General features: G+C 58.1%; 24 protein-coding genes, 1 pseudogene and 1 riboswitch. Of the genes and pseudogenes, 22 read left to right on the top strand and 3 right to left on the bottom strand.

Annotated features, from left to right (window positions below; all coding sequences use genetic code 11):
* Nucleotides 1-20: 20 nt before the first annotated feature.
* Nucleotides 21-458 carry a universal stress protein gene (locus SRAA_RS00705; RefSeq protein WP_029462731.1) on the bottom strand — a complete coding sequence of 146 codons (438 nt, stop codon included), beginning with the start codon at nucleotides 456-458 and terminating at the stop codon, nucleotides 21-23.
* A 158-nt stretch (nucleotides 459-616) separates the two neighbouring features.
* On the bottom strand, nucleotides 617-913 hold the full coding sequence (locus tag SRAA_RS00700; protein WP_045530337.1) for a DUF1289 domain-containing protein: 297 nt from the start codon (nucleotides 911-913) through the stop codon (nucleotides 617-619).
* A 313-nt stretch (nucleotides 914-1,226) separates the two neighbouring features.
* A riboswitch (guanidine-I (ykkC/yxkD leader) is annotated at nucleotides 1,227-1,327 on the top strand.
* Nucleotides 1,328-1,379: 52 nt separating this feature from the next.
* Here SRAA_RS00700 and SRAA_RS00695 point away from each other — a divergent pair.
* From SRAA_RS00695 to SRAA_RS00680, 5 genes and pseudogenes are all read left to right on the top strand, one after another.
* A pseudogene (locus tag SRAA_RS00695) lies at nucleotides 1,380-1,946 on the top strand (ABC transporter substrate-binding protein); the annotation flags it as partial.
* A gap of 103 nt (nucleotides 1,947-2,049) precedes the next feature.
* Complete coding sequence (locus SRAA_RS00690; protein WP_045530335.1) at nucleotides 2,050-3,417, top strand: IS1380 family transposase; 1,368 nt, start codon at nucleotides 2,050-2,052, stop codon at nucleotides 3,415-3,417.
* Nucleotides 3,418-3,658: 241 nt separating this feature from the next.
* Nucleotides 3,659-3,913 (top strand): MerR family DNA-binding protein, encoded by a 255-nt coding sequence (locus SRAA_RS12135; protein ID WP_476748571.1) that lies wholly within the window; start codon nucleotides 3,659-3,661, stop codon nucleotides 3,911-3,913.
* Nucleotides 3,914-4,023: 110 nt separating this feature from the next.
* Nucleotides 4,024-4,215 carry a hypothetical protein gene (locus tag SRAA_RS00685; protein ID WP_045530333.1) on the top strand — a complete coding sequence of 64 codons (192 nt, stop codon included), beginning with the start codon at nucleotides 4,024-4,026 and terminating at the stop codon, nucleotides 4,213-4,215.
* A 170-nt stretch (nucleotides 4,216-4,385) separates the two neighbouring features.
* Entirely contained in the window at nucleotides 4,386-6,188 is a 1,803-nt protein-coding gene (locus SRAA_RS00680) for an ABC transporter ATP-binding protein (RefSeq protein WP_082039823.1), read from the top strand.
* Nucleotides 6,189-6,288: 100 nt separating this feature from the next.
* Here SRAA_RS00680 and SRAA_RS00675 read toward each other — a convergent pair whose 3' ends face one another.
* A complete protein-coding gene (locus SRAA_RS00675) occupies nucleotides 6,289-7,260 on the bottom strand; it encodes an IS481 family transposase (protein WP_045530331.1) in 972 nt (323 codons plus the stop codon).
* 146 nt (nucleotides 7,261-7,406) lie between these two features.
* On the opposite strand from SRAA_RS00675, the gene SRAA_RS00670 reads away from it, so the two are divergent.
* The 17 genes from SRAA_RS00670 to SRAA_RS00605 all read left to right on the top strand — a co-directional run bounded on the left by SRAA_RS00670 (nucleotide 7,407) and on the right by SRAA_RS00605 (nucleotide 23,407).
* A complete protein-coding gene (locus SRAA_RS00670; protein ID WP_197538511.1) occupies nucleotides 7,407-8,039 on the top strand; it encodes a GNAT family N-acetyltransferase in 633 nt (210 codons plus the stop codon).
* The gene (rffA, locus tag SRAA_RS00665; protein ID WP_045530324.1) at nucleotides 8,036-9,166 is read left to right on the top strand and encodes a dTDP-4-amino-4,6-dideoxygalactose transaminase; all 1,131 of its coding nucleotides are present in this window, start codon (nucleotides 8,036-8,038) and stop codon (nucleotides 9,164-9,166) included. The genes SRAA_RS00670 and rffA overlap by 4 nt, the downstream gene beginning before the upstream one ends.
* Complete coding sequence (locus SRAA_RS12130) at nucleotides 9,129-10,460, top strand: glycosyltransferase (RefSeq protein WP_082039822.1); 1,332 nt, start codon at nucleotides 9,129-9,131, stop codon at nucleotides 10,458-10,460. Before rffA ends, SRAA_RS12130 begins: the two co-directional genes overlap by 38 nt.
* A gap of 27 nt (nucleotides 10,461-10,487) precedes the next feature.
* Complete coding sequence (locus tag SRAA_RS12370; protein WP_144318670.1) at nucleotides 10,488-11,444, top strand: hypothetical protein; 957 nt, start codon at nucleotides 10,488-10,490, stop codon at nucleotides 11,442-11,444.
* 41 nt (nucleotides 11,445-11,485) lie between these two features.
* A complete protein-coding gene (locus SRAA_RS00660; RefSeq protein WP_045530322.1) occupies nucleotides 11,486-12,514 on the top strand; it encodes a polysaccharide biosynthesis protein in 1,029 nt (342 codons plus the stop codon).
* 4 nt (nucleotides 12,515-12,518) lie between these two features.
* Nucleotides 12,519-13,652 (top strand): UDP-2-acetamido-2,6-beta-L-arabino-hexul-4-ose reductase, encoded by a 1,134-nt coding sequence (gene wbjC, locus SRAA_RS00655; RefSeq protein WP_045530320.1) that lies wholly within the window; start codon nucleotides 12,519-12,521, stop codon nucleotides 13,650-13,652.
* Nucleotides 13,653-13,676: 24 nt separating this feature from the next.
* On the top strand, nucleotides 13,677-13,982 hold the full coding sequence (locus tag SRAA_RS12125; RefSeq protein WP_338056368.1) for a FitA-like ribbon-helix-helix domain-containing protein: 306 nt from the start codon (nucleotides 13,677-13,679) through the stop codon (nucleotides 13,980-13,982).
* Nucleotides 13,979-14,425, top strand: coding sequence for a type II toxin-antitoxin system VapC family toxin (locus tag SRAA_RS00650; RefSeq protein WP_029462917.1), 447 nt, complete (start codon nucleotides 13,979-13,981; stop codon nucleotides 14,423-14,425). Before SRAA_RS12125 ends, SRAA_RS00650 begins: the two co-directional genes overlap by 4 nt.
* Nucleotides 14,426-14,690: 265 nt before the next feature.
* Nucleotides 14,691-15,827, top strand: coding sequence for a non-hydrolyzing UDP-N-acetylglucosamine 2-epimerase (gene wecB, locus SRAA_RS00645; protein WP_029462916.1), 1,137 nt, complete (start codon nucleotides 14,691-14,693; stop codon nucleotides 15,825-15,827).
* Nucleotides 15,812-17,068, top strand: coding sequence for a glycosyltransferase family 4 protein (locus SRAA_RS00640; protein WP_231849297.1), 1,257 nt, complete (start codon nucleotides 15,812-15,814; stop codon nucleotides 17,066-17,068). Before wecB ends, SRAA_RS00640 begins: the two co-directional genes overlap by 16 nt.
* Before the next feature lie 5 nt (nucleotides 17,069-17,073).
* Nucleotides 17,074-17,682, top strand: coding sequence for a sugar transferase (locus tag SRAA_RS00635; RefSeq protein ID WP_029462914.1), 609 nt, complete (start codon nucleotides 17,074-17,076; stop codon nucleotides 17,680-17,682).
* A gap of 44 nt (nucleotides 17,683-17,726) precedes the next feature.
* The gene (locus SRAA_RS00630) at nucleotides 17,727-17,978 is read left to right on the top strand and encodes an antitoxin (RefSeq protein ID WP_029462913.1); all 252 of its coding nucleotides are present in this window, start codon (nucleotides 17,727-17,729) and stop codon (nucleotides 17,976-17,978) included.
* Nucleotides 17,979-17,987: 9 nt separating this feature from the next.
* Entirely contained in the window at nucleotides 17,988-18,392 is a 405-nt protein-coding gene (locus SRAA_RS00625) for a type II toxin-antitoxin system VapC family toxin (protein ID WP_029462912.1), read from the top strand.
* Between the two features lie 68 nt (nucleotides 18,393-18,460).
* Nucleotides 18,461-19,117 (top strand): acetyltransferase, encoded by a 657-nt coding sequence (locus tag SRAA_RS00620; protein WP_029462911.1) that lies wholly within the window; start codon nucleotides 18,461-18,463, stop codon nucleotides 19,115-19,117.
* A gap of 19 nt (nucleotides 19,118-19,136) precedes the next feature.
* Nucleotides 19,137-20,357: a DegT/DnrJ/EryC1/StrS family aminotransferase gene (locus SRAA_RS00615; RefSeq protein ID WP_045530318.1), complete on the top strand. Its 1,221-nt coding sequence runs from the start codon at nucleotides 19,137-19,139 to the stop codon at nucleotides 20,355-20,357.
* Nucleotides 20,347-22,302 (top strand): polysaccharide biosynthesis protein, encoded by a 1,956-nt coding sequence (locus SRAA_RS00610; protein WP_420834920.1) that lies wholly within the window; start codon nucleotides 20,347-20,349, stop codon nucleotides 22,300-22,302. Before SRAA_RS00615 ends, SRAA_RS00610 begins: the two co-directional genes overlap by 11 nt.
* A gap of 226 nt (nucleotides 22,303-22,528) precedes the next feature.
* Nucleotides 22,529-23,407 carry a prepilin peptidase gene (locus tag SRAA_RS00605; protein WP_045530314.1) on the top strand — a complete coding sequence of 293 codons (879 nt, stop codon included), beginning with the start codon at nucleotides 22,529-22,531 and terminating at the stop codon, nucleotides 23,405-23,407.
* The last annotated feature ends 17 nt before the right edge of the window (nucleotides 23,408-23,424 follow it).

Below are 23,424 nucleotides of genomic sequence, written 5' to 3'. Positions count from 1 at the left end.
GGCGCAGGCCGTGGTGCCGCTCAAGGCTTGACGATCAGCACCGGCACCTTGGCGTAGGTGAGCACTTTTTGCGCCACGCTGCCCAGAATCAAGGCCTTTACGCCGGTGCGGCCGTGCGAGCCCATCACGATCAGGTCGCAGCCTTCGTCCTGCGCCGTTTCCAAAATGCCCTCGTAGGTGCTGTTGCGCTCGATCGTGTCGGCGGCAAAAGCCACGCCGCGCGCTTCGCAGCAGGCTTGGATGTCGCCCAACGAGCGGTCGGCTGCCGCCTGCGCCTCGCCCATATAGGCTTGCAGGCCGGCGGCCGAGGCGTCGCCGATGCCGATGTAGGGAAAGGGGTCGATCACGTACAGCCCGACCACGCTGGCCCCGTGCACCTTGGCCAAGTCGGCGGCAAATTCGGCCGCGCCATGCGCCAGTTTGGAGCCGTCAGAGGGCACCAGGATTTTTTTGAACATCGCGACTCCATGCGTTGAGCCGTTTGCACGGCGGGGCCATCATCTTAACCAAGCTGGGGGCGGATTTGGCCAACTGGTTTGGGTGGCAGCAACTGGCTACAGCATTTGGTGGCGGTTTCAGGTGGCGGTTGCTGGCGTCAAGCTGCGCTGATGCGGCCCTATGGCAAGGGGTGCGCCTGGGCTTGGCCGACCCTGCCCGCATCCATGCGCTCATCCAAACGCCCCTCGATGCGCGCTTCGATGCGCCGCCAGCAAGCCCGTTGCTCGTCTGCATTGGCTGCGCTCCAGTGCGCGATTTCGTCCAGCGTGCGCCAGCAGCCCAGGCAGTAGCCGCTGGGGGCGTCCATGCGGCAGATGCCGACGCAGGGCGAAGGCACGGCACCGCCGCTTCGGGCTTGGCGCAGCGCGGCTTTGAGCTTGGGGTGGCGGGGCAGGCTGGCCTGCATATCGTTCATGGGGCAAACTGTAGGGCACCCAAGCCAACCCCGGGGTGTGTGCGCCTATTGCGGCGCAGCGAGCCTCAGTGCGCCGCCTGCACCCTCTTGCCCAGCAGCGCACGCGCCACCCGGGCCAAGGCACCAGCTCATTTCGCACCGTATTGAAGCGGAAAATAGGGTGAAATCGCATGCAGAGAGAGGCGGCAGCTCGCATTCGCACCAACTCTGTGCATGACGGGCAGCAAAGCGGCGGTGAAATCTGGCACGCCTATTGCTACAGAAGACTTGACGGGAATGGTCTGGCATTTGCCGGATTGAAAGTGCCACAAATTCAATAGACGGCTAGGGTTCCGGTCTGCGCGAGCGGGTGTCTGGTCCGAGAGCTATCGACCCCTTTGAGGGGTTACACGGCGGGACAAAAGCCCTGGAGATCTAAGCATATTGTGGTGCGCCGTTTCCGTGTGCCATCTCCAAGGTGTTTTCCATGATCTCACGCCGCCGATTCAAGCAGGTTGCTGCTGCAACCGTATTTTCCGGCCTAGTTGTACTGGGCACCACCACCTTCTTAGACGCACCGAAAAAGAAAAAAAATTTTAAGGTCTGCTGGACCATTTACGCAGGCTGGATGCCTTGGTACTACGCCAAGTCAAGCGGCATCATGGACAAGTGGGCCAAAAAGTACGGCATAACGGTCGATGTGGTTCAACTCATCGACTACGTCGAGTCGATAAACCAGTATACCGCAGGCTCGTTCGACGGCTGCACCATGACCAATATGGATGCACTGACCATTCCCGCTGCTGGCGGCGTGGACTCGACCGCCTTGATCGTGGGTAGCTTTTCCAATGGAAATGATGGCATCGTCATGAAGGGCGAAGGCAAGAAGCTTGCCGACCTCAAGGGCCAGCAGATCAACTTGGTTCAATTTTCAGTTTCCCACTACCTGCTAGCTAGGGCTCTCGAGAGCGTGAATCTCACGGAGAGGGACGTCAATCTTGTCAATACCTCGGACGCCGACCTAGTGGCTGCGTTCAAGACCCCAAGTGTGAATATCGTGCCTGAATCCGTGACCCCGCACCAAAAATACTGCTGATTCCCTATTGAAATCAACATTCTAGACCCCAAGTGGGCTTCACCCTGAAGGTGAAGCCCCCATGCCCGATTTTGTCATCAAACAACTGCCCTACGACTTGAGCCAGCACGCTGGCTTGGCCCTGATTGGCAAGTACCTCAAGCGCATCAATCTCAACGCCTTGGTCGACCCCGCTTACCCCGTGCGCAGCGGCATCGCCAATAGCGACATCCTCAAGAGCTACCTGGGCCTGCTGTGTCTGGGCAAGAACGATTTTGATGCCATCGAAGGCCAGCGCCAAGACACTTTCTTCACCCGCGCCTTGGGCTTGCGATCGGTGCCCTCGTCGCCCACCCTGCGCCAGCGCTTGGACACCCACGCGCCAGCTTGGTTTGACTTGATCGATGACATCAACACCGCGGTTTTGAGCCTCAAGCTCGAGGGCCAGCCCATCGACTTCGGGGCGCTGCCCTGTGCTTATGTGCCACTGGACATCGACACCTTCGCCATGGACCAAAGCGGCACGGCCAAGGAGCATGTGGGGCGCACCTATGCGGGAGTGGACGGCTACTGCCCGCTGGTGGCCTACTTGGGCACCCAAGGCTTTTGCCTGGAGTTTGCCCTGCGCCCGGGCACCCAGCACTCGGCCAGCGAGACCGAATACAACATCGAGCGGCTGCTGCCGCTGGCGGCCAAAGTCACGGCAGCGGCCCAGCCGCCCTTGCTGCTGCGGGCCGACTCGGGCTTTGATTCGGCCAAGCTGATGTGTGCCATCGCCCGACAAGCCAAAGCCCTGCAGCGCGAGGTCGCGTGGCTCATCAAGTGGAACCCGCGCAGCACGCCGGTAGAGACCATCGCCCAGGCACGGGTAGCCGATGCCAACACCGCTTGGACGGTATTGCGCCCCGGTAAACGCCAGTGCCTGTGGGAGCAAAGCGTGGCCATCAGAGACGGTAACGAGAGCCTCAAAGCACGCCGCGTGTACCGCCTGACCGAGCGCACCGTTGACAAACGGGGCCAGCAGATGCTGTTGCCCGAGTATGTGCTGGAAGGCTGGAGCACCACCTTGCCTGAGTCGTTCACGCCCGAGCAGGTCATTGCCTTGTACGCCGAGCACGGCACGCATGAGCAGTTTCACTCGGAGTTCAAAACCGACATGGATCTGACCCGGCTGCCCTCGGGCAAGTTCGACACCAACTACGTGGTGTGCGCGCTGGCGGCCGTGGCGATGAACCTGCTGCGCTTGGTTGGCCAGCACACGCTGCACGGGCCCGATGCACCGGTGCGCCACAGCGCGCAGCGCCGTCGCATCCGCACGGTGATACAGGAGTTGATGTTCAAGGCCGCCCGCATGGTGGACCATGCCCGCCAGTGGGTGTTGGGCTTGGGGGCCAACGACAGGGCCTTTGCGGTGTTTGAGCGCCACTGGCGCGCGCTTGACGCGCTGTAGCGGCCAAGCGCAAAGCCCCAGCCGCTGCCGACCAGCACCCGAAGAAAGATCAGCCAATTGGGAGGCTCCCAAGGATGGGGGCTGCGCGCTTGCAGGCAAAAACACCCATACGGCCTTGTTCAACGCATCCGTTCCCATGCTTTGATAGCGCATGGGCGCGCAAACACGCTCGGCTTGGGCCAAATTTGAGAAATCCAGAGCGGAATTCATGTCCAAATGCTGATTCGGCTTGGGTTAGAGTTTGGCTGCTAATGGGGTCACGGATTCAGGTGAGATTCACGAACTACAGAGCTATCAGGACGACCCTCATCAGCCTTGTACCGCCGTCAACGCCTTGCTCGATGATCACATCTCTCATGTGCGGTCGCAGATAACCGCTCTGCAAGCGCTTGAGAAACAACTCGTTTCACTGAGAGCGAGTTGCAACGATGACCGGAAAGTTGAGGCGTGTGGGGTTCTTGCTGGAATTAGCGAAGGAAACATGCACCAGCAGTAGGTGAAGCATCAACCAGATAATCCGATGAGATGCCGGTCTGTCTCACTCTCATGCAAAGGTAAGATCAACCATTTAATCCGCTTACCCGAAAAACTGAAGCCGAAATTCGCATGACTGGTATGCAGGCCCTCATTGGGGCGCTGGGCTTGGTCGAAGCCGAGCGCTTTCTGGTTGCCGTCTCGCGTGACAAGTTCGACTACACACAGTGGCGCCAAACTGGTCTGCCACCCATGAATCTGGAGGACTTGGCCCATCAGGCCAACCAACTTTCGGCCCAGCTCAGCAAAAACGAGCACAACTAAACCCTCGCCCTCCATGGCTTGTGTGTAAAATCAAGCCTTAACGCTGTTGCCCCGTGCAGCAGCCTGCCAGCCCGCTTGGGGCCGGCTCTATACACCCACTTAACGCGCCCGCCGATCGTGACACGGCACGGCGGTAGCGTGGCCAAACCGCTTTTCTGGCCCACCCCTCAATGCCCCCCGCCAATCCCAGCGCTGCCCCCAGCGCCACCCCCGAGCCCGGGCTGCTGGCTGCGCTGCCGCAGTTGCGCCGCTTGTGGCGCAGCATGTCGGCGCGGCGCAAGGGGCAGAGCGTGGCGCTGCTAGGCCTCACGGTGGTGGCATCGGCTGCCGAGCTGGTGTCCATCGGCGCGCTCATTCCGTTTTTGGCCGCGCTCACTGCCCCCGAAGCCCTGTTTGTGCTGCCCTTCATGCAGCCCTTCATCGCCGCGCTAGGCTTGCAGCAGCCGCAAGACCTGCTGCTGCCGCTCACCGTGCTCTTTGGCTGCGCAGCCGTGCTGGCTGGCCTAGTGCGCATCGGCGTGCAGTGGGCTAGCACCAAGTTGGCCCTGTCTATAGGGCACGACTTGGTGGCCGGCATCTTTCGCCGCACCCTGCACCAGCCCTACACCACACACATCCAGCGCAACAGCAGCGAGGTGGTCGATGGCATCGTGCTCAAGGTTGAGCGCGTCATCAATTTTGTGCTCTTGCCCACCGCAAACGGGGTTGCAGCGGCCTTCATCGTGCTCGTGGTGTGCTTGGTTGTGCTGGCTTTTCAGCCTTGGGTGGCCATCAGCATGATCTTGGGCCTTGGCAGCATTTACGGTTTAATTTATGCCCTTACCCAAGCGCGCCTTATGCGTGACAGTCAGCGTGCAGCAGATGCTACCTCCCTGCGTGTGCAAGCCCTTCAAGAGGGCTTAGGCGGTATCCGCGACATCACGCTCGATTGCACCCATGCCACCTTTTGCACCCGCTTCGAGCAAGCCGACCTCATCATGCGCCGCGCCCAAGTGCGCAGCGTGGTCTATGCCTCCACGCCACGCTTCATGGTCGAGGCGCTGGGCATGGTGCTCATCGCCAGCGTGGCCCTGCTCATGGCGCAGGGCCCCGGCGGCTTGGGGCAGGTGGTGCCAGTACTTGGCGCCCTCGCACTCGCAGCGCAGCGCATGCTGCCGTTGGCACAAAGCATTTACTATTCATGGAGCAACTTAAGCAGCAACCATGGGTACTTGCACGAAGTGCTCACCCTAGTCGAGCAGCCCATGCCCGCCGAGCCCACTGTGGGCAGCACACAGCCCGCACTGCCGTTTGATCACGCCATCGAGCTGCGAAACCTCGGCTTTGCCTACCACACCAATGGCCCGCAAGTGCTGCGCGGCGTAAACATGGGCATTGCCAAAGGAGCGCGCATCGGCATCGTGGGCACCACCGGCAGCGGCAAAAGTACGCTCATGGACATCCTCATGGGCCTGCTGCCCCCCACCGAAGGGCAACTGTGCGTTGACGGCTGCCCGATCACCGAAACCAACCGCCGCGCTTGGCAAGCCCGGGTGGCGCACGTGCCCCAAGCCATGTTTTTGGCCGATGCCAGCGTAGCCGCCAACATCGCGTTTGGGGTGCCCCCAGCACAAATAGACCCTGAGCGCGTGCGCCTAGCCGCACAGCGCGCCCAGATTGCGCAAACCATCGAAGGCTGGCCCCAAGGCTACAGCACCCTAGTGGGCGAGCGCGGCGTGCGCCTATCGGGCGGGCAGCGCCAGCGCTTGGCCATAGCCCGCGCCCTGTACAAACAGGCGGATGTACTGGTGTTCGACGAAGCCACCAGCGCGCTCGACAACGCCACCGAAGAAGCCGTGCTCGAGGCAGTCGAAGGCCTAAGCCGCACCCTCACCGTGATCATGATCGCCCACCGCACCTCCACGCTGCGCAGTTGCGAGGCGATTTATCGAGTGGAGGGTGGTATTGTTCAGGTAGACATGTCGAATGCATAAAATTATTGGTAATGAATTGCTTTCGACTTAACTTTGATAAACTACTTGAATTAAATAACCAAAAGTAACTTAATGGTATCTATATCAGCTTCAAGTGAACCTAGTTGTCACATCCCGGACGATCATAAGGCGCTCGATGAAAGAGATGAGGATGTGTAGCGTACCATTCTTTCATGGCTTGGAGCGGCGTTTTACTCTTGAGGGCTGCTTGGGGTAGTTGATGGTTATACAAGCGCACATAGCGCAGCAGCGTCTGCTCCATGTCCTCCCCGCTGCGAAAGCGGTTGGTCTTGAGCACATCGGCGATGCGCCCATTGAAGCGCTCGACCATGCCGTTGGTCTGGGGCGTCCTGGGCTTGGTCAGGCGGTGCTCGATATCCAGGGCTTGACACAGTTGATCAAACTCATGCGTGCCACTTGGTTGGCGCTGGGCACCGCCAAACAGACGGTCGGTGAACTCTTTTCCGTTGTCGGTCAACAGCTTCTGAATCTTGATCGGGCACGCCTTGTGCAGCGCCCGCAAAAAGCTCGAAGCGCTGCGTGCGCTCTTGTTGCTTTTGATCTGCACAAAGACCCAGCGCGTGGCCCGGTCAATGGCCACAAACAGGTAGCTGCGCCGGGTCTGATCCGCCATCTGGGGCAGGTACTTGAGGTCCATGTGCAGGTAGCCCGGCTCATAGGCTTTGAAGGCCTTGTGGGGCTTTGGGGCCGTGGCGGGCTTGAGGGCGTTGAGGTTGCCCACGCCATGGCGTCGCAGACAGCGATCCAGCCCGGAGCGCGAGGCCTTGCGGCAGAGGAACTCGCGCACCACCGAGAGAAGGTCGTCCAGCGGCAGCAACAGGGTTTTGCGCAGTTGCACAGCGATGATCTCTTGCTGCGGGCTCAAAGTGGTCTGCAAGCGGTGCGCGGTGTGGGATTTGTCGGTAAAGACGTCGCGCCGCTTCCACTTGTAGACGGTGCACAGGCTCAAGTTGTAGCGCTCGGCCAGCACGCTGGCGGGTTCGCTGCTGGCGGCGATTTCGGCCCGGATGGCCGGTGTGGTGCGGGCGCATTTGTGCAGCGAAATGTTCATGTCGCAGGACTCCTGGATGGCTTGAGTTGCTCGATCAGCTCAGTCATGACCGCCCTGGCCATGAACAACGGTGAGCGCCTTGAGTCTATACGATCATCTGGGATGCGACACCTAGTTCTTGGGCGCGCCCCACGCCTTGGGACGCCTTGATTCTGGGCTGCCCGACTTTCGAGCTCTGCGACGCCGACCCCGCCACCTTGCAGCGTGCCTGCCAGCAGCCGGGCCACTACACGGTGCGCGTCGAGCCGCTGGCGTGCACGCAGGCCTTGCACAGCCACGGTTTTTACTATTGCGACACCCTGATCGAGCCCTACTGCCGGCCAGACTGGTTGCTCGAGCACCCCCACCCCGAGGTCGGCCTGCTGCCCCAGCCGCCCCTGAGCGAGCTGCTGGCCATCGCCCACGGTGCTTTTGTGCATGGCCGCTTTCACCGCGACCCCGCCATCAACCGCGCCCACGCCGAGGCGCGCTACGCCCAGTGGCTCGAGCAATTGCACACCAGCGGCAAAGTCTGGGGCCTGACTTGGCGACAAGATTTGTTGGCCTTCATTGCGGTGGAGGGCAATCAATTGGTGCTACACGCCACGGCCAGCCATGCGCGTGGCCAAGGCAAAGCCAAATACCTTTGGTCACCCCTGTGCCGCTTGCTGTTCAAGCGCGGCCACACCGAGGTGCGCAGCTCGATTTCGGCCAGCAACCTCGCCGTGCTCAATCTCTACGCCTCGCTCGGCTTCAAGTTTCGCCATGCAAAAGACATCTACCACCGCCTGAGCCCATGAACATCCCCTTCAACAAACCCTACATGACGGGCAAAGAGCTGTTCTACATCGCCGAGGCCCATTTCAACGGCAAACTCGCAGGCGACGGCCCGTTCACGCGGCGCTGCCATGAATGGCTCGAACAGCGCACTGGGACGCGCAAGGCGCTGCTGACGCATTCGTGCACGGCGGCGCTGGAGATGGCGGCGCTGCTGCTCGATCTGGCCCCGGGCGATGAAGTCATCATGCCCTCCTACACCTTTGTTTCAACCGCCAACGCCTTTGTGCTGCGCGGTGCCACGCCGGTGTTCGTTGACATTCGGCCCGACACCCTGAATATCGACGAGACGCTGATCGAAGCGGCGATTACACCGCGCACCCGGGCCATTGTGGTCGTGCATTACGCCGGCGTCGGCTGCGAGATGGACACCATAATGGCCATCGCCCAGCGCCACGGTTTGTTCGTGGTCGAAGACGCTGCCCAGGGGCTGATGGCCAGCTACCGCGGACGGGCCCTGGGCTCGATCGGGCACCTGGGCTGCTTGAGCTTTCACGAAACCAAGAATATCATCTCGGGCGAAGGCGGCGCCTTGCTGGTCAACGACCCACGCTGGCTGGAGCGGGCCGAAATCTTGCGCGAAAAAGGCACCAACCGCAGCCAGTTTTTTCGGGGCGAAGTGGACAAATACACCTGGTGCGACGTCGGTTCGAGTTATTTACCAGGCGAGATAACCGCTGCATTTCTCTACGCTCAATTTGAAGAGGCTGAAGAAATTACTTCAAGAAGACTAAAAGTATGGAGCAAATATAATGAGTTTTTCATTCAGAATAATAAGAACTCAGTTTTTAGTTTGCCTATGTCGCCTAATGAATGCGTGCATAATGCACACATGTACGCAGTTAGGCTGCCGAGTTTGTCAAAACGTTCGGATTTCATTGCTCACTTAAAATCAAGAGAAGTCAATACTGTTTTTCATTATGTACCTTTGCACTCCTCTCTCTTTGGATGTGGCGTAGGTAGATGCTATGGAAGCATGGAAAATACCAATAATATATCCGATCAAATTGTAAGGTTGCCACTCTGGTTGGGGTTGGAAAAACATCTTAGTAATGTTTTTGATGCAGTTATTTCATGGGAAAGTAAATAAAAAATTATTATCAAGGTTAATTAATAACAAAAACCAAACTAATATGATTTTTATAGCAAATGTCCTTGAAATGAATGGAGGAAGTACTTTTCTTTTGCGGGTTTGCGAAGAATACAAAAAGCAAAACAAGCCTGTTGCAGTGCTTGTACTAAGGAACAAGTTTGATGTAGATATTTTGCAAAAACTAAAAAAATTAGCCAACGTTTATTTTCTTCATGAGTTTTTGATTGAGAATGCAGTTTTTTTTCGTGCGCATCTCACCATTTGGGGGTTAATACACTGGGCTAAATTATTTAAAACCTTTAGTCCGTTTGGATATTCGTTACATGTAATGGGAATGTTCGGCCTTATTTTTGCATGCCGAATGCTCAATAAAAACGAAAAAATAAAAATTTCTGTTGGGATTTATCATCAGAATGAGTTTTTATTCAAAAAAACAAACCATTTTTTCCTCAATAAAGCTTTAGAGTGCTTTGCCAAATTAGATCCCAAGCAAATTGTTTTCTATAACGAGGCAACGAAGATTAATTATGCTCATCACTTTTCCAGGGACTATGCTGAATCTAAAATTTTACCAATCGGAATTCAAGTTCCGGCAGAAATATTTCCTTATAAATCAAACTCTATGGAAATAGTATCATTGGGGAATCTTGTTAATTTTAAAACATATAATGAGCACACGATAAAAACTTTACCACATTTATTAAAAAAATTCCCGCTAATTAAGTATAAAATTTATGGAACTGGTGAAATGAAACATTATTTAGTAAATCTCGTAAGGAAGCTTAACTTAGATAACTCTGTTGAATTTTGCGGAGCTGTAGAGTATTCAAGATTTCAAGAAACTTTAAAAAATTCTGCTCTTTTTGTAGGAAGTGGAACATCTTTGATTGAGGCTGCTTCGTTTGGAATTCCCGCTGTAGTGGGTATTGAGTCCATTGATGAGCCATTAACTTATGGATTTATATCTGATATTGAAGGATTGTCTTATAATGAGAATGTAGATTACCTAAAAAAAGTTTCGTATATTTCTTTGTTTGAAAAATTTTTTGGAGATAAAAAAATAAGAGAAGAACTATCTGCAAGGTGTAAAAAAAAATCAGAAGAATTTTGTATATGCAAAACTATAGCAGGATTTGATGAGCTAAATTTGCAACTTAATAAATTAAATCTTGCAAGCAAGCTATCAAGATATGACCTTACAAAAATGCTAATCTCATTTATTGTTGTTGCCTTTAATCATCTATTTTTTAAAGAAAAAAGTTTTGCATCAAGGAGAAATCAATCATTTTGATGATTAATTAAGCGGAATTCCTCTAAAATGTTAAGCTATAAAAATATACAAAAATTAGTTATAGCTTTAGCTGCTTTTTTGTTTTCATACATCTTGCTTGGGTATTACTCTTATGGAGATCAAATTTTTTATAAGAGATTGTACGAAGCTTTTAAGACTGCTCATTTAAGCGAGGTTATGGGCCTAGGCTTGTTGCATGTTTCAGGCGCAGAGCCAATTACTTTGCATTTACTTTGGGTCGGCGCTGCTGTAGAAATCGAAAAAAATATTTTCATATCTATTTTTAACGCAATTTTAATATACTGTTTAGTGGTTTTACTCGAAAAAAATAAAGCTCCTTTTTATATATATATTCTTTTGCTTACCAATTTTTATGTAATAGTACTGTTGACGGGGGCTGAAAGATTAAAATTCGCTTATATTTTTTTTATATTGGCTGCAATTTCGACATCAAAACTTTATAGGTTTAGCTTTCTTGCTTTGTCTCCTCTATCGCATTTTCAAGCATTAATATATTTTCCTTCGTTAATCTTGCATCACATATCAGCCGATTTAAGGCGGTTGTTGTCTTTATTTATAACAGTCAAGTTGATAAGAATTGTTTTTTTGTTTATATTTTTATTGGTAATAATATCTCTCTTTAAGTTTGGTGAGATAGTTGCCAAGGCTCAAGTTTATATTGCAGAAAACGCAAATTTTATAGAACTAACAAATTTAACAATTTTATTTTTAATTGCAATGAGCGCTACAAGATATAAAGCGAGAATGGTTTTGGTCCATTTACCTCTTTTTCCTGCTGTTTTTTTATTAGGTGGTGAGAGGGTTAACATGATAGCCGTTTCACTAGTGATTTATTTTCTTTTGATAGAGCAAAGGTTGAGTAAGCCTTTGCCATTACTTTTGTTGCTTTACTTTTCTATGCAAAGTATTTTTTTTGTTTATAACATTATTCAATATGGAGATGGGTTCTATAAGCTAAAGTAGTATTTCTTGGCTGTTCAAGTTAAACAACCTTTAAATTTTTTATGTTTTACAATAAAAATCTTTTGATTTCAGGGGGTACCGGCTCCTTCGGTAATGCCGTCCTCCGCCGTTTCATAGATTCGGATTTGCATGAAATCCGCATTTTAAGCCGCGATGAAAAAAAACAGGACGACTTGCGCAAAAAATACAACAACCCCAAGCTTAAGTTCTACATTGGGGATGTGCGCGATTATCAGTCGGTGTTAAATGCTGTTCGTGGGGTGGACTACATTTACCACGCAGCAGCGCTCAAGCAGGTTCCATCTTGCGAGTTTCACCCGCTCGAGGCCGTCAAGACCAATGTGCTGGGCACCGAGAATGTGCTAGAGGCCGCCATCAACTGCGGCGTCAAGCGCGTGGTGGTGCTGAGCACCGACAAAGCGGTGTACCCCATCAACGCCATGGGCATCAGCAAGGCGATGATGGAAAAGGTGGCCGTGGCCAAGTCGCGCAGCAGCAACGGTACCGTGATCAATGTCACCCGCTACGGCAACGTGATGTGCTCGCGCGGTTCGGTGATTCCGCTGTTCACCCACCAGATCCGGGCCGGCCAAGCCCTCACCCTCACCGATCCGGCCATGACGCGCTTCATGATGACGCTGGACGACGCGGTGGACTTGGTGCTGTTTGCATTTGAGCACGGGCAGCCGGGCGAGATTTTTGTGCAAAAGGCACCAGCAGCCACCATCGAGGTGCTGGCGCAGGCGCTTACGGGTCTGCTGGGCGTACCCAACCACCCCATCAACGTGATTGGCACCCGCCACGGTGAAAAGCTGTACGAGGTGCTGCTAAGCCGCGAAGAGATGGTATCGGCTGAAGATTTAGGAGGGTACTTTCGGGTGCCGCCTGACCTGCGCGACCTTAACTACGGCAAGTACGTAGAGCAGGGCGATGTAAAGGTATCAGAAGCGGTGGAGTACAACTCGCACAACACCACGCGCTTGGATGTGGCTGGTATGCAGGCGCTCTTGATGAAGCTGCGTTTTATGCAGGCCGCTGTGCGCGGTGATCTGGTTGAGCCCGAGGAATGATGGCATGAGCACGACAACACGCCGCGTGCTCGTCACCGGCGCACATGGATTTATAGGCAAAAACCTCGTGGTGCGGCTGGGCGAGTTGCCCGGTGTTGCCGCGTGCACCTTTGTACGCGGCGACTCGCCAGCAGCCTTGCCCGCTTTGGTGGCGCAGGCCGATGCGGTGGTGCACCTGGCCGGTGAGAACCGCCCACTGGATGAAGGCGCTTTTGCAGCGGTAAACACCGGGCTGACGGTTGCGCTGTGTGAGGCAATTGCCCACAAGGTGCGCACCAGCGGTGTGCGCGTGCCTTTGCTGCTGGCATCATCCGCTCAGGCAGAGCGCGACAACCCCTATGGCCGCAGCAAACGGGCAGCCGAGCAGGCAGTAGCGGCACTGGCCGATGCCACAGGCAACCCGTGCACGGTGTTTCGCCTGCCCGGGGTGTTCGGCAAGTGGTGCAGACCCAATTACAACTCAGTGGTGGCCACCTTTTGCCACAACTTGGCGCGGGGCCTACCCATTCAGGTTAACGACCCTTCTGCCAGCGTGCGGCTGGTGTATGTGGACGATGTGGTGTCGGCCCTAGTTGCAGCGCTGGAATCACCCACCAAGGGTTTATCCCGCGCTGTGGTGCAACCAGAGTATGCGGTGACGCTGGGCGAGTTGGCGGCTCAGATTCGCGCATTTGACAACTGCCGCACCACACTGCAAACCGATCGGGTGGGCACAGGTTTGGTGCGGGCGCTGTACGCCACTTACGTGAGCTATTTGCCCACCGAGCGCTTTGCTTACGAGGTGCCGCAATACGCTGACCCTCGCGGTGTGTTTGTGGAAATGCTCAAGACGCCCGATTGCGGCCAGTTCAGCTATTTCACGGCGCACCCTGGGGTAACTCGCGGCGGGCACTATCACCACACCAAGTCCGAGAAGTTTCTTGTGATCAAGGGCGAGGCCTTGTTCCGCTTCCGGCACCTGCTAAGCCATGATCTGGTCGAGCTGCGCACCAGTGGCGCCAAGCCCCAAGTGGTGGACACCATTCCCGGCTGGGCCCACGACATCACCAACGTGGGCACCGATGAGATGGTGGTGATGCTCTGGGCCAACGAGAACTTCGACCGCCAACGCCCCGATACCGTAGCCAGTAAGGTTTAGGGGGCATCCGCAGTAGCAAGCCACTTGACTTCAATCATTGCTTACAATAAAAACCTGTTGGCAGAACCGGAGCCCCTGATGAGTACCCTAACCGTCCGCAATCTTGATGAATCCGTTAAGCTGGGTCTGCGCGTGCGTGCCGCACAGCACGGCTGGTCCATGGAGCAGGAGGTGCGCCACATTCTGCAAAACGCGGTGTCAGGTCACACCCCTGGTACCCAGGCGCTGAATTTTGCCGAGCGGGTGAACCAACGCTTTAGGGGCTTGGGTTCCGACGACCTGCCCATACCGCCAAGGCAAGCACCACGCCCTGCTCCCAACTTGTCATGACGTCCGCCTACTTGCTGGATACCAATGTGCTGTCGGAATTGATGCGCGAAAACCCTTCCAGCAAGGTGATGGCGTGGTTTGCGCAACTACCGCAGGCGGCCATGAGAACGTCGGCCATTACACAAGCCGAGATTTTGACGGGCGTGGCTTTGCTGCCTGCAGGCAAACGGCGCGATGGTTTGGCACAAGCGGCCGAGGAAATGTTTGCGTCCGAATGGTCGGGGCGCTGCTTGCCTTTTGACGCCGCTGCGGCAGCACATTGCGCCATGGTTCGAGCACAAAGAGTGCGATCTGGGCGACCCATCACCACAGAAGACGCACAAATTGCGGCTATTGCACTGGCCAATCGGCTGCCACTGGTGACCCGCAACACCAAGGACTTCGAGGGGATCGACCATCTGACGGTAATCAACCCTTGGGATGTAAAACCAAGCGGGCCATGAAGCGCCCGTTTGACCTTGTACTTTCAGCCAAGGCCGGCTGGCCTTGGCACTGCCCCTGCTGGGCTGCATGAGCACCGCAATCGTTTTGCCCCGGGGCTCGTGTATAAAGGAGCGGTTTGAAAATGAATTTACCGAAATCTTTGGCATCGAGCCAAGCGCACTCACAGCCAATGAAGCAACGCCACCTGGAGCACATGGTGCCCAAGGTGTAAGTGCCAAATCAGCGCAGTGATTCCCGGGCACCTGGTGATATTTTATTTGAAGTATGAAGAAGCTTAAAGTCATGTCGGTCGTGGGCACTCGGCCCGAGATCATTCGACTGTCGCGCGTGTTGGCTAAGTTGGATGCGCATTGCGACCATGTGCTGGTGCACACCGGGCAGAATTACGATTACGAGCTGAACCAGGTGTTTTTTGACGACCTGAGTGTGCGCAAACCTGATTATTTTTTGAACAGTGCCGCAGGCAGCACGGGCGCCGCCAACACCATAGGCAACCTGATTACAGCCGTGGATGGGGTGCTGGCCCAAGAGCAGCCCGAAGCCATGCTGGTGTTGGGCGACACCAATAGCTGCCTGTCGGTGATTCCGGCCAAGCGGCGCAAGGTGCCGATCTTCCACATGGAAGCCGGCAACCGCTGTTTTGACCAGCGCGTGCCCGAAGAGACCAACCGGCGCATCGTGGACCACACGGCCGACATCAACCTCACCTACAGCACCATTGCCCGCGACTACCTGTTGCGCGAGGGCTTGCCACCCGACCAAGTGATTAAAACCGGCAGCCCGATGTACGAGGTGCTGCACCACTACTTGCCGCAGATCAAGGCATCTGACGCCTTGGGCCGCTTGGGTTTGCAGCCCGAGCAGTACTTTGTGGTGAGCGCGCACCGCGAAGAGAACATCGAATCGGATAAGTCTTTCACCAAGCTCGTTGCCGTGCTGAACGCCGTGGCCCAAGACCACGGCTTGCCAGTGGTGGTGTCAACTCACCCGCGCACCCAAAAGCGGGTGGACTTGACAGGTGCCAAGTTTCACCCGCTGGTGCGCCTGCTGAAACCACTGGGCTTTCACGACTACGTAAACTTGCAAATGAACGCCCGTGCCGTACTGTCTGACAGCGGCACGATCAGCGAGGAGTCGTCCATCCTCAACTTTCCGGCCCTGAACCTGCGCGAGGCGCACGAACGCCCCGAGGGCATGGAAGAAGCCGCCGTAATGATGGTGGGCCTAGAGGTAGAGCGCGTGCGCCAGGGCTTGGCAATTTTGCAAACCCAGCCCCGTGGCCACGAGCGCGCGCTGCGCTTGGTGGCCGACTACAGCATGCCCAATGTGAGCGCAAAGGTGCTGCGCATTATCCACAGCTACACCGACTACGTGAACCGCGTGGTGTGGAAGAAGTACTGAGGCCGCCGGTGCGCAAAGCCATTCGCGTTCTGCTGCTGACCCAATGGTTTGACCCTGAACCCACCTTCAAGGGCTTGGTGTTTGCCCGCGAATTGGTGAGGCAGGGTTTTGAGGTGGAGGTGCTGACTGGCTTCCCAAACTACCCTGGCGGCAAGCTATACCCGGGCTACAAGCTGAAGTGCTTGCAACGCGAGCACATCGATGGCGTCCACATCACCAGAGTGCCGCTCTATCCCAATCACGACCAATCGGCTCTGAAGCGGGTGCTGAATTACTCCAGCTTTGCGGCTTCGGCACTGTTTTATGGTCTGTTCGTGGCCAAGCGGGCCGATGTGATCTATGCCTATCACCCGCCATTGACGGTGGGCGTTGTGGCGAGCATCATGCGTGTTTTCCTGCGCATTCCGGTGGTGTACGACATTCAAGACATGTGGCCCGATACCTTGCGGGCAACGGGTATGCTTAACAACGCCCGTGCTCTGCGGGTGGTGGATGTGGTGTGCAATTGGGTGTATCGACGGGTGGACCGAATCGTGGTGCTGTCACCAGGCTTTAAGCGCCTGTTGCAACAACGAGGCGTGCCCGAAGCCAAGTTGAGCGTGGTGTACAACTGGGCCGACGAAGGGTCGCTGTCCTCTCCAGTAGGAGAGGTTGCCGCCACATTTCCCAGTGCGGGCCAATTTCGTATTTTGTTTGCTGGCAATATGGGCAAGGCTCAGGCGTTGGACACTGTACTGCAAGCCGCAGAGTTGCTGCAGCAGCAAGGCAGCCGGGTCTGCTGGGTGATGCTGGGTGGCGGGGTAGAACTGGAGCGTCTAAAATCCGAAGCTGCGCGACGGCACCTAAGCAATGTGGTTTTCTTGCCCGCCGTACCCATGACCGAGGTTGGGGCTTACTTGCAAGCTGCGGACGCGCTTCTGGTGCATTTGCGCAAAGACCCGCTATTTGAAATCACGATTCCCTCAAAAACCCAAGCCTATATGGCAGCGGGTAAACTGCTAATCATGGCAGTGGGTGGAGACGCCGCCGAGATGGTCCAACAGTCTGGTGGCGGTGTGGTTACCGAATCAGAAAACCCGCAAGCCTTGGCCCAAGCCGCAGAGCAGTTGGCCAACGCAAGCCCCGATGAGTTGGCAACGATGGGCCGGCAGGCCAAGGCGTTTTACCAACAGCACTTGGGTTTGGAAGTTGGCGTACAGCGGTTTGGTGAATTGTTCAAGCAGTTGGCACAAAGCCGTTGAGCACCATGAAGCGCCTGTTTGACCTTGTACTTTCAGCCCTAGGCCTGCTGGCCTTGGCACTGCCCCTGCTGCTGCTGATCTGGCAGGTGCGCCGCAAGCTGGGCAGCCCGGTTTTTTTCCGCCAGGTGCGCCCCGGCCTGCGCGGCCAACCGTTCCAAATGGTGAAATTCCGCACCATGACGGATGCGCGCGGCCCTGATGGCCAGTTGCTGCCCGACACCGTGCGCCTGACGCCCTTTGGGCGCTGGCTGCGCGCCACCAGCCTAGACGAACTGCCCGAGCTGTGGAATGTGCTAAAAGGTGACATGAGCCTAGTGGGTCCGCGCCCGCTGCTGATGGAATACCTGCCGCTCTACACCCCCGAGCAGGCCCGCCGCCACGAGGTGCGCCCCGGCATCACGGGCTGGGCGCAAGTAAATGGGCGCAACGCCATTGGCTGGGAAGACAAGTTCAAGCTCGACCTGTGGTACGTGGACCACCGCAGCCTGTGGCTGGACATCAAGATCCTCTGGCTCACCGTGAAAAAGGTGCTGCTTCGCGATGGCATCAGCGCCCAAGGCGAGGCCACCATGCCCAAGTTTAAGGGCACGCAAAACAAGGTGCATGGCGACTGAGTTTGTGTTGTAATACGTCAGAGTCATATGACAAGGAGGGTGCCATGACCATCACCGCAAAGGTATTCATGAGTGGTCGCAGCCAAGCGTTGCGCTTGCCTGCGCGCTTGCGCCTGACGGCCAAAGAGGTGCGCATCGAGCAGGTTGGAGCTGATTTATGGTTGCACCCGCAAACTCCGACCACGCAGGACATGGGCGTTTGGCTGCAGGGGTTTTACGCCAACGCAGCGCCCCTGCCAGACAACTTTTTGGCCGACAGGCAAGACCTTCAGCCGCAAGAGCGCAACTGGGGCTGAGCGAGCGCCATGCGCCGCACCTTGGACACCAACATTTGCAGCTACATCCTGCGGCGTCACCCTGCCGAAATGGTGGCGCGCTTTGCCGGGCTTGAGCGCAGCCAAGTGTGGCTGTCGGGCATCGTGGCGGCCGAGCTGCGCTTTGGGGCAGCCAAGTTGGCGTCACCCAAGTTCAAGGCAGCGGTGGAAGCGTGGTTGGCGGGTTTTGACGTACGGCCTTGGCCCCTAGAGGCTACCCACCATTACGCCCACATTCGGGCCACGCTGGAGCGCACCGGGCAGCCGATTGGTGGCATGGATTTGATGATTGCTGCGCACGCCTTGGCCGAGGACTCGGTGCTGATCACCAACAACGCCAGAGAGTTTTTGCGCGTACCGGGCTTGGCGGTAGAGGAATGGGCGCTGGGCGCATAGAACGCAGGAAGCGCAAGCAATGCCCATCATGAAAACGCTGCAGGTGTGACAAAAGCAAATTTTCCGCCATGAAACAAATCGCCATTTTTGGTGCCAGCGGCTGTGGCCGTGCTGTGCTGCCACTGGCCCGCCAGCAGTGGGCCGCCAGCGGCGAGCCGCACCAGTTGGTGTTTGTGGACGACAACCCCCCCGCAGCCGAGTGCAATGGCCACCAAGTGCTGCGCTATGCCGATTGGCTGGCCTTGCCAGCCACCAGCCGACACATCAACATTGCCATAGCCAACAGCAGCGTGCGCCAGAAGCTGGTGGAGCGCTGCATGGCCGATGGTGTGCAGTTCTTCGAGGTGCGCGCCGCGAACGTGGTGCAGCTAGACGATGTGCAACTGGGTGTAGGGGCCATTCTCTGCCCCTTTGTCACCCTCACCAGCAACATCCGAATTGGCAAGCACTTCCATGCCAACCTGTACAGCTACGTGGAACACGACTGCGTGATTGGCGATTACGTGACCTTTGCCCCCGGTGTGATGTGCAACGGCAATGTGGTGGTGCAAGACCACGCCTACATTGGCACCGGTGCCGTGATCAAACAGGGCCAGCCCGGGCAGCCCTTGGTCATAGGTATGGGGGCGGTGGTGGGCATGGGGGCGGTGGTGACCAAAAGTGTGCCGCCAGGGGCCACGGTGGTGGGCAACCCGGCCGCCCCCTTTGCCAGCCGCAAATCGTGAATCAATTACAGCAATTTTTATGCTAAACACCGCCTTTTCCCCCTGGCCCAGCCACAGCGCCGATGAGGTGCAGGCGGTGCTGCAGGTGCTGCAATCGAACAAGGTGAACTACTGGACTGGCACCGAATGCCGCGAGTTTGAGCGCGAGTTTGCCGCTTGGTGTGGCACGCGCCACGCCATCGCCTTGGCCAACGGCACGCTGGCGCTTGACTTGGCCCTGAAGGGGCTGGGGATAGGCCCCGGTGACGAGGTGGTGGTAACGCCGCGCACCTTTATTGCCAGTGTGTCGTGCGTGGTGAATGCCGGGGCCACGCCGGTGTTTGCCGATGTAGAACCCGACAGTGGCAACCTATCGGCCCGCACCATCGAGGCGGTGCTGACGCCGCGCACCAAGGCGGTGGTCTGCGTGCATTTGGCGGGCTGGCCTTGCGACATGGACCCGATCATGGCCTTGGCCGAGCGGCACGGACTTAAGGTGATTGAAGACTGCGCCCAAGCCCATGGGGCCCGCTACAAGGGCCGCAGCGTGGGCAGCATCGGCCACGTGGGGGCTTGGAGCTTTTGCCAAGACAAGATCATGACGACCGGCGGCGAAGGCGGCATGGTCACGCTCAACGATGAACACTTGTGGCGCGCCATGTGGGCCTACAAAGACCACGGCAAAAGCTATGCGGCCGTGTACGAGCGCCAGCACGCGCCCGGTTTTCGCTGGTTGCACGAGAGCTTTGGCACCAACTGGCGCATGCTGGAGGTGCAGGCGGCGATAGGGCGGATTCAATTGCGCCGAATGCCTGAATGGACTGCGCAGCGCAACGCCCATGCCGCCCTATTAAGGCGGGCTTTGCAGCCTTTTGCTGGCCCAAGCGGGCCGGTGCGTTTGCCTGAACTGGCGGGTGCAGAGTCGGTTCACGCGCAGTACAAGTTTTACGCCTATGTGCGCCCCGAAAATCTGGCCACCGGCTGGAGCCGCGAGCGCATCATCGAGGCCATCAATGCCCAAGGGGTGCCCTGCTACCAAGGCAGTTGTTCCGAGGTGTACCTGGAAAAAGCCTTTGACCACACCGGCTGGCGGCCGGCCGAGCGGCTGCCTGTTGCCAAGCAAATGGGCGCAACCAGCCTGATGTTTTTGGTGCACCCCACGCTGACCGTGGCCGAGATGAACCAGGCAGCCACAGTGGCCGCTGGTGTGCTGCACGAGGCTTCTGGTAGTTTGAAATTGGATGAATCTGTTGCTCCATAAACTAAGCTCCCCCATCCTCGCCCTGCCCCGCCCCGCCAAGCGCGCCGTGGCGCTGCTGGTGGACTTGGCGCTGTGCGTGCTCACGGTCTGGTTGGCGTTTTATTTGCGCCTGGGCGAGCTGGTGCCGCTCAGCGGGGCGGCGCGGTGGGCGGTGGCGGGCGCGGTGGCGCTGGCGCTGCCGATCTTTATCGTCTCGGGGCTTTACCGGGCCATTTTCCGCTACAGCGGCTGGCCAGCGCTGCTGGCGGTGGCGCGGGCGGTGGCAATCTATGCGCTGCTGTATGCGGCGATTTTTACCGCCATTGGGGTGCCGGGCGTGCCGCGCACCGTGGGCCTGATCCAGCCGCTGCTGCTGCTGCTGTTTGTGGGCGCTTCGCGCGCGCTGGCGCGGCACTGGCTGGGCGAGCAGTACCAGGGCCTGCTGCGCCGCGCCCAGCGGCCCCGGGTGCTGATCTACGGTGCCGGGCAAAGCGGGCGCCAACTGGCCGCCGCCATGCAGCACAGCCCCGAGCTGCAAGTGGCCGGTTTGCTCGACGACGACGAGCGCCTGCACGGCCACGTGCTCAACGGGCTGCCCATCTACAACCCGGCCGACCTGCCGGTGCTGGCGCGCACCCTAGGCATACGCGATGTGCTGCTGGCCATGCCCAACATTGGGCGCAAGCGGCGCAACGAGGTGATCGAACAAATGCGTGCCGCGCACGTGGCGGTGCGCACGCTGCCCAGCATGAACGACCTGGCGCAGGGCAAGGTGAGCCTGGCCGATGTGCGCGAGCTCGACCTCGACGACTTGCTCGGGCGCGAGCCGGTGGCCCCCAACCACATTTTGCTGGCCAAAAACATCGTCGGCAAGGTGGTGTTGGTCACGGGGGCGGGTGGCTCCATTGGCAGCGAACTGTGCCGCCAGATCTGGGCCGTGCGGCCGGCCAAGCTGCTGCTGCTGGAGCAGAGCGAATTCGCCCTCTACGCCATTCACCACGAGCTCGAAGACAAGCGCACAGCGGGCGCTGCCGGGGCCGACCCGGGGCAGATCGAGCTGCTGCCGCTGCTGGCCTCGGTGCAAGACGCCGCGCGCCTGCACGAAATCATGCAAACCTGGCAGCCGCACACGGTCTACCACGCCGCCGCCTACAAGCACGTGCCGCTGGTGGAGCACAACCCGGCTGAAGGGGTGAAGAACAACGTGCTGGGCACGCTGCGCACGGCGCAGGCGGCGCTGCAGGCGGGGGTGAGCGATTTTGTGCTGGTGAGCACCGACAAAGCGGTGCGCCCGACCAACATCATGGGCGCCAGCAAGCGCCTGGCCGAAATGGTGCTGCAGGCGCTGGCGGCGGCATCGGCGGGCGCGGCGGGCACCGCGGGCACGACCCGCTTTGCCATGGTGCGCTTTGGCAACGTGCTGGGCTCATCGGGCTCGGTGGTGCCCAAGTTTCGCCAGCAAATCCGCGACGGCGGCCCGCTCACGCTCACGCACCCCGACATCACGCGCTACTTCATGAGCATCCCCGAGGCAGCGCAGCTCGTCATCCAGGCCGGGGCCATGGCCAAGGGCGGCGAGGTGTTTGTGCTGGACATGGGGCAGCCGGTGCGCATCATCGACCTGGCGCGGCGCATGATCGAGCTCTCGGGCCTGAGCGTACAAGACGATGCCAACCCCACGGGCGACATCGCCATCGAACTCAGCGGCCTGCGCCCGGGCGAGAAGCTGTACGAAGAACTGCTGCTGGGCGACAACCCCAGCCCCACGCTGCACCCGCGCATCCTCAAAGCGCAGGACGATTTTTTGCCCTGGGCGCAGCTCGAAGGGCACCTGGCCGAACTCGACTTGGCCATGCAGCACAACGACGTGCCCACCATCCGCCTGCAACTGCAGCACCTGGTGCCGGGCTACACCCCGAACGAGGCGATTGTGGACTGGGTTTACCTAGAGCAGCAGGCGGGTTGAGTGGGATTGTGGCAGACCACGGTTTTTCGGTTGTGGGGATCAACACCACCCGTTCGGGCTGAGCCTGTCGAAGCCACGGCAAGCCCTTCGACAGGCTCAGGGCCAACGGCGGACTTAGGCTCAGGGCGGGAAATCGGGGACGGCCCTCTGCCGCTTGACACCTCCCGCCCCGTTAACACCCCCGCCCCGTTTACACTTCCAGCACTTCCACTCTTTGCGTCGCCCCATGCCACTGGACACCCTCACTGGCCCGCTGGGCATAGGCTTGGCCGCCGTACTGGGCCTGCTGATTGGCAGCTTTCTCAATGTGGTGATACACCGGCTGCCGATCATGCTGGAGCGGCGCTGGGCCGCTGAATGCGCCGAGCTGCACCCGGCTGCACCTGCTGTCCCTTCTTCGACCCCCCAAGCCCCCCAAGCCCCGGCGCTCAACCTGCTCACGCCGCGCTCGCGCTGCCCGGCCTGCGGTGCCGGCATTGCTTGGTACCACAACATCCCACTGCTCAGCTACGCCTTGCTGCGCGGCCGCTGCAGCGCCTGCGCGGCCCCGATCGGGCTGCGCTACCCGCTGGTGGAGCTGCTCACCGGCCTGGGCTTTGCCTGGGTGATGCACCTGCACGGCCCGGGCTGGCCGGCGCTGGCCTGGATGGGTTTTGTGGCCGCCGTGCTGGCGTTGGCCTTTATCGACTGGGACACCACGCTGCTGCCCGACGACATCACGCTGCCGCTGCTGTGGGCCGGCCTGCTGGCGGCGGCGCTGGGCTGGAGCGGCCTTGCGCTCGACGACGCGCTGTGGGGCGCGGTGGCGGGCTATTTGTCGCTGTGGTCGATCTACTGGGCCTTCAAGCTGCTCACCGGCAAAGAGGGCATGGGCTATGGCGACTTCAAGCTCTTTGCCGCGCTCGGGGCCTGGTTGGGCTGGCAGGCCTTGATCCCGATCCTGCTGCTGGCCTCGGTGCTCGGGGCGGTGGTCGGGCTGGCGATGAAATACAGCAGCGGCCTGCGCGAGGGCGGCTACGTGCCGTTCGGGCCGTTTCTGGCGTTTGGCGCCCTGCTGGCGCTGGTGCTCGGCCCGGCCACGCTGCTGGGCTGGGTCGGGCTCTAAACAAGGTCCCGCCCGGC

The sequence above is a fragment of the Serpentinimonas raichei genome (assembly GCF_000828895.1).
Taxonomy (GTDB): Bacteria; Pseudomonadota; Gammaproteobacteria; order Burkholderiales; family Burkholderiaceae_C; genus Serpentinimonas; species Serpentinimonas raichei.
The sequence above is the reverse complement of the archived record's forward strand: the minus strand, read 5'-3'. Positions and strand labels throughout refer to the sequence as shown.

Excerpts from the sequence above, each read along its gene's own strand:
- SRAA_RS00705 (WP_029462731.1), bottom strand. The coding sequence starts at position 458 with ATGTTCAAAAAAATCCTGGTGCCCTCTGACGGCTCCAAACTGGCGCAT.
- SRAA_RS00700 (WP_045530337.1), bottom strand. The coding sequence starts at position 913 with ATGAACGATATGCAGGCCAGCCTGCCCCGCCACCCCAAGCTCAAAGCC.
- SRAA_RS00690 (WP_045530335.1), top strand. The coding sequence starts at position 2,050 with ATGCCCGATTTTGTCATCAAACAACTGCCCTACGACTTGAGCCAGCAC.
- SRAA_RS00685 (WP_045530333.1), top strand. The coding sequence starts at position 4,024 with ATGACTGGTATGCAGGCCCTCATTGGGGCGCTGGGCTTGGTCGAAGCC.
- SRAA_RS00680 (WP_082039823.1), top strand. The coding sequence starts at position 4,386 with ATGCCCCCCGCCAATCCCAGCGCTGCCCCCAGCGCCACCCCCGAGCCC.
- SRAA_RS00675 (WP_045530331.1), bottom strand. The coding sequence starts at position 7,260 with ATGAACATTTCGCTGCACAAATGCGCCCGCACCACACCGGCCATCCGG.
- rffA (WP_045530324.1), top strand. The coding sequence starts at position 8,036 with ATGAACATCCCCTTCAACAAACCCTACATGACGGGCAAAGAGCTGTTC.
- SRAA_RS12130 (WP_082039822.1), top strand. The coding sequence starts at position 9,129 with ATGTTTTTGATGCAGTTATTTCATGGGAAAGTAAATAAAAAATTATTA.
- SRAA_RS12370 (WP_144318670.1), top strand. The coding sequence starts at position 10,488 with ATGTTAAGCTATAAAAATATACAAAAATTAGTTATAGCTTTAGCTGCT.
- SRAA_RS00660 (WP_045530322.1), top strand. The coding sequence starts at position 11,486 with ATGTTTTACAATAAAAATCTTTTGATTTCAGGGGGTACCGGCTCCTTC.
- wbjC (WP_045530320.1), top strand. The coding sequence starts at position 12,519 with ATGAGCACGACAACACGCCGCGTGCTCGTCACCGGCGCACATGGATTT.
- SRAA_RS00650 (WP_029462917.1), top strand. The coding sequence starts at position 13,979 with ATGACGTCCGCCTACTTGCTGGATACCAATGTGCTGTCGGAATTGATG.
- wecB (WP_029462916.1), top strand. The coding sequence starts at position 14,691 with ATGAAGAAGCTTAAAGTCATGTCGGTCGTGGGCACTCGGCCCGAGATC.
- SRAA_RS00635 (WP_029462914.1), top strand. The coding sequence starts at position 17,074 with ATGAAGCGCCTGTTTGACCTTGTACTTTCAGCCCTAGGCCTGCTGGCC.
- SRAA_RS00630 (WP_029462913.1), top strand. The coding sequence starts at position 17,727 with ATGACCATCACCGCAAAGGTATTCATGAGTGGTCGCAGCCAAGCGTTG.
- SRAA_RS00625 (WP_029462912.1), top strand. The coding sequence starts at position 17,988 with ATGCGCCGCACCTTGGACACCAACATTTGCAGCTACATCCTGCGGCGT.
- SRAA_RS00620 (WP_029462911.1), top strand. The coding sequence starts at position 18,461 with ATGAAACAAATCGCCATTTTTGGTGCCAGCGGCTGTGGCCGTGCTGTG.
- SRAA_RS00615 (WP_045530318.1), top strand. The coding sequence starts at position 19,137 with ATGCTAAACACCGCCTTTTCCCCCTGGCCCAGCCACAGCGCCGATGAG.
- SRAA_RS00605 (WP_045530314.1), top strand. The coding sequence starts at position 22,529 with ATGCCACTGGACACCCTCACTGGCCCGCTGGGCATAGGCTTGGCCGCC.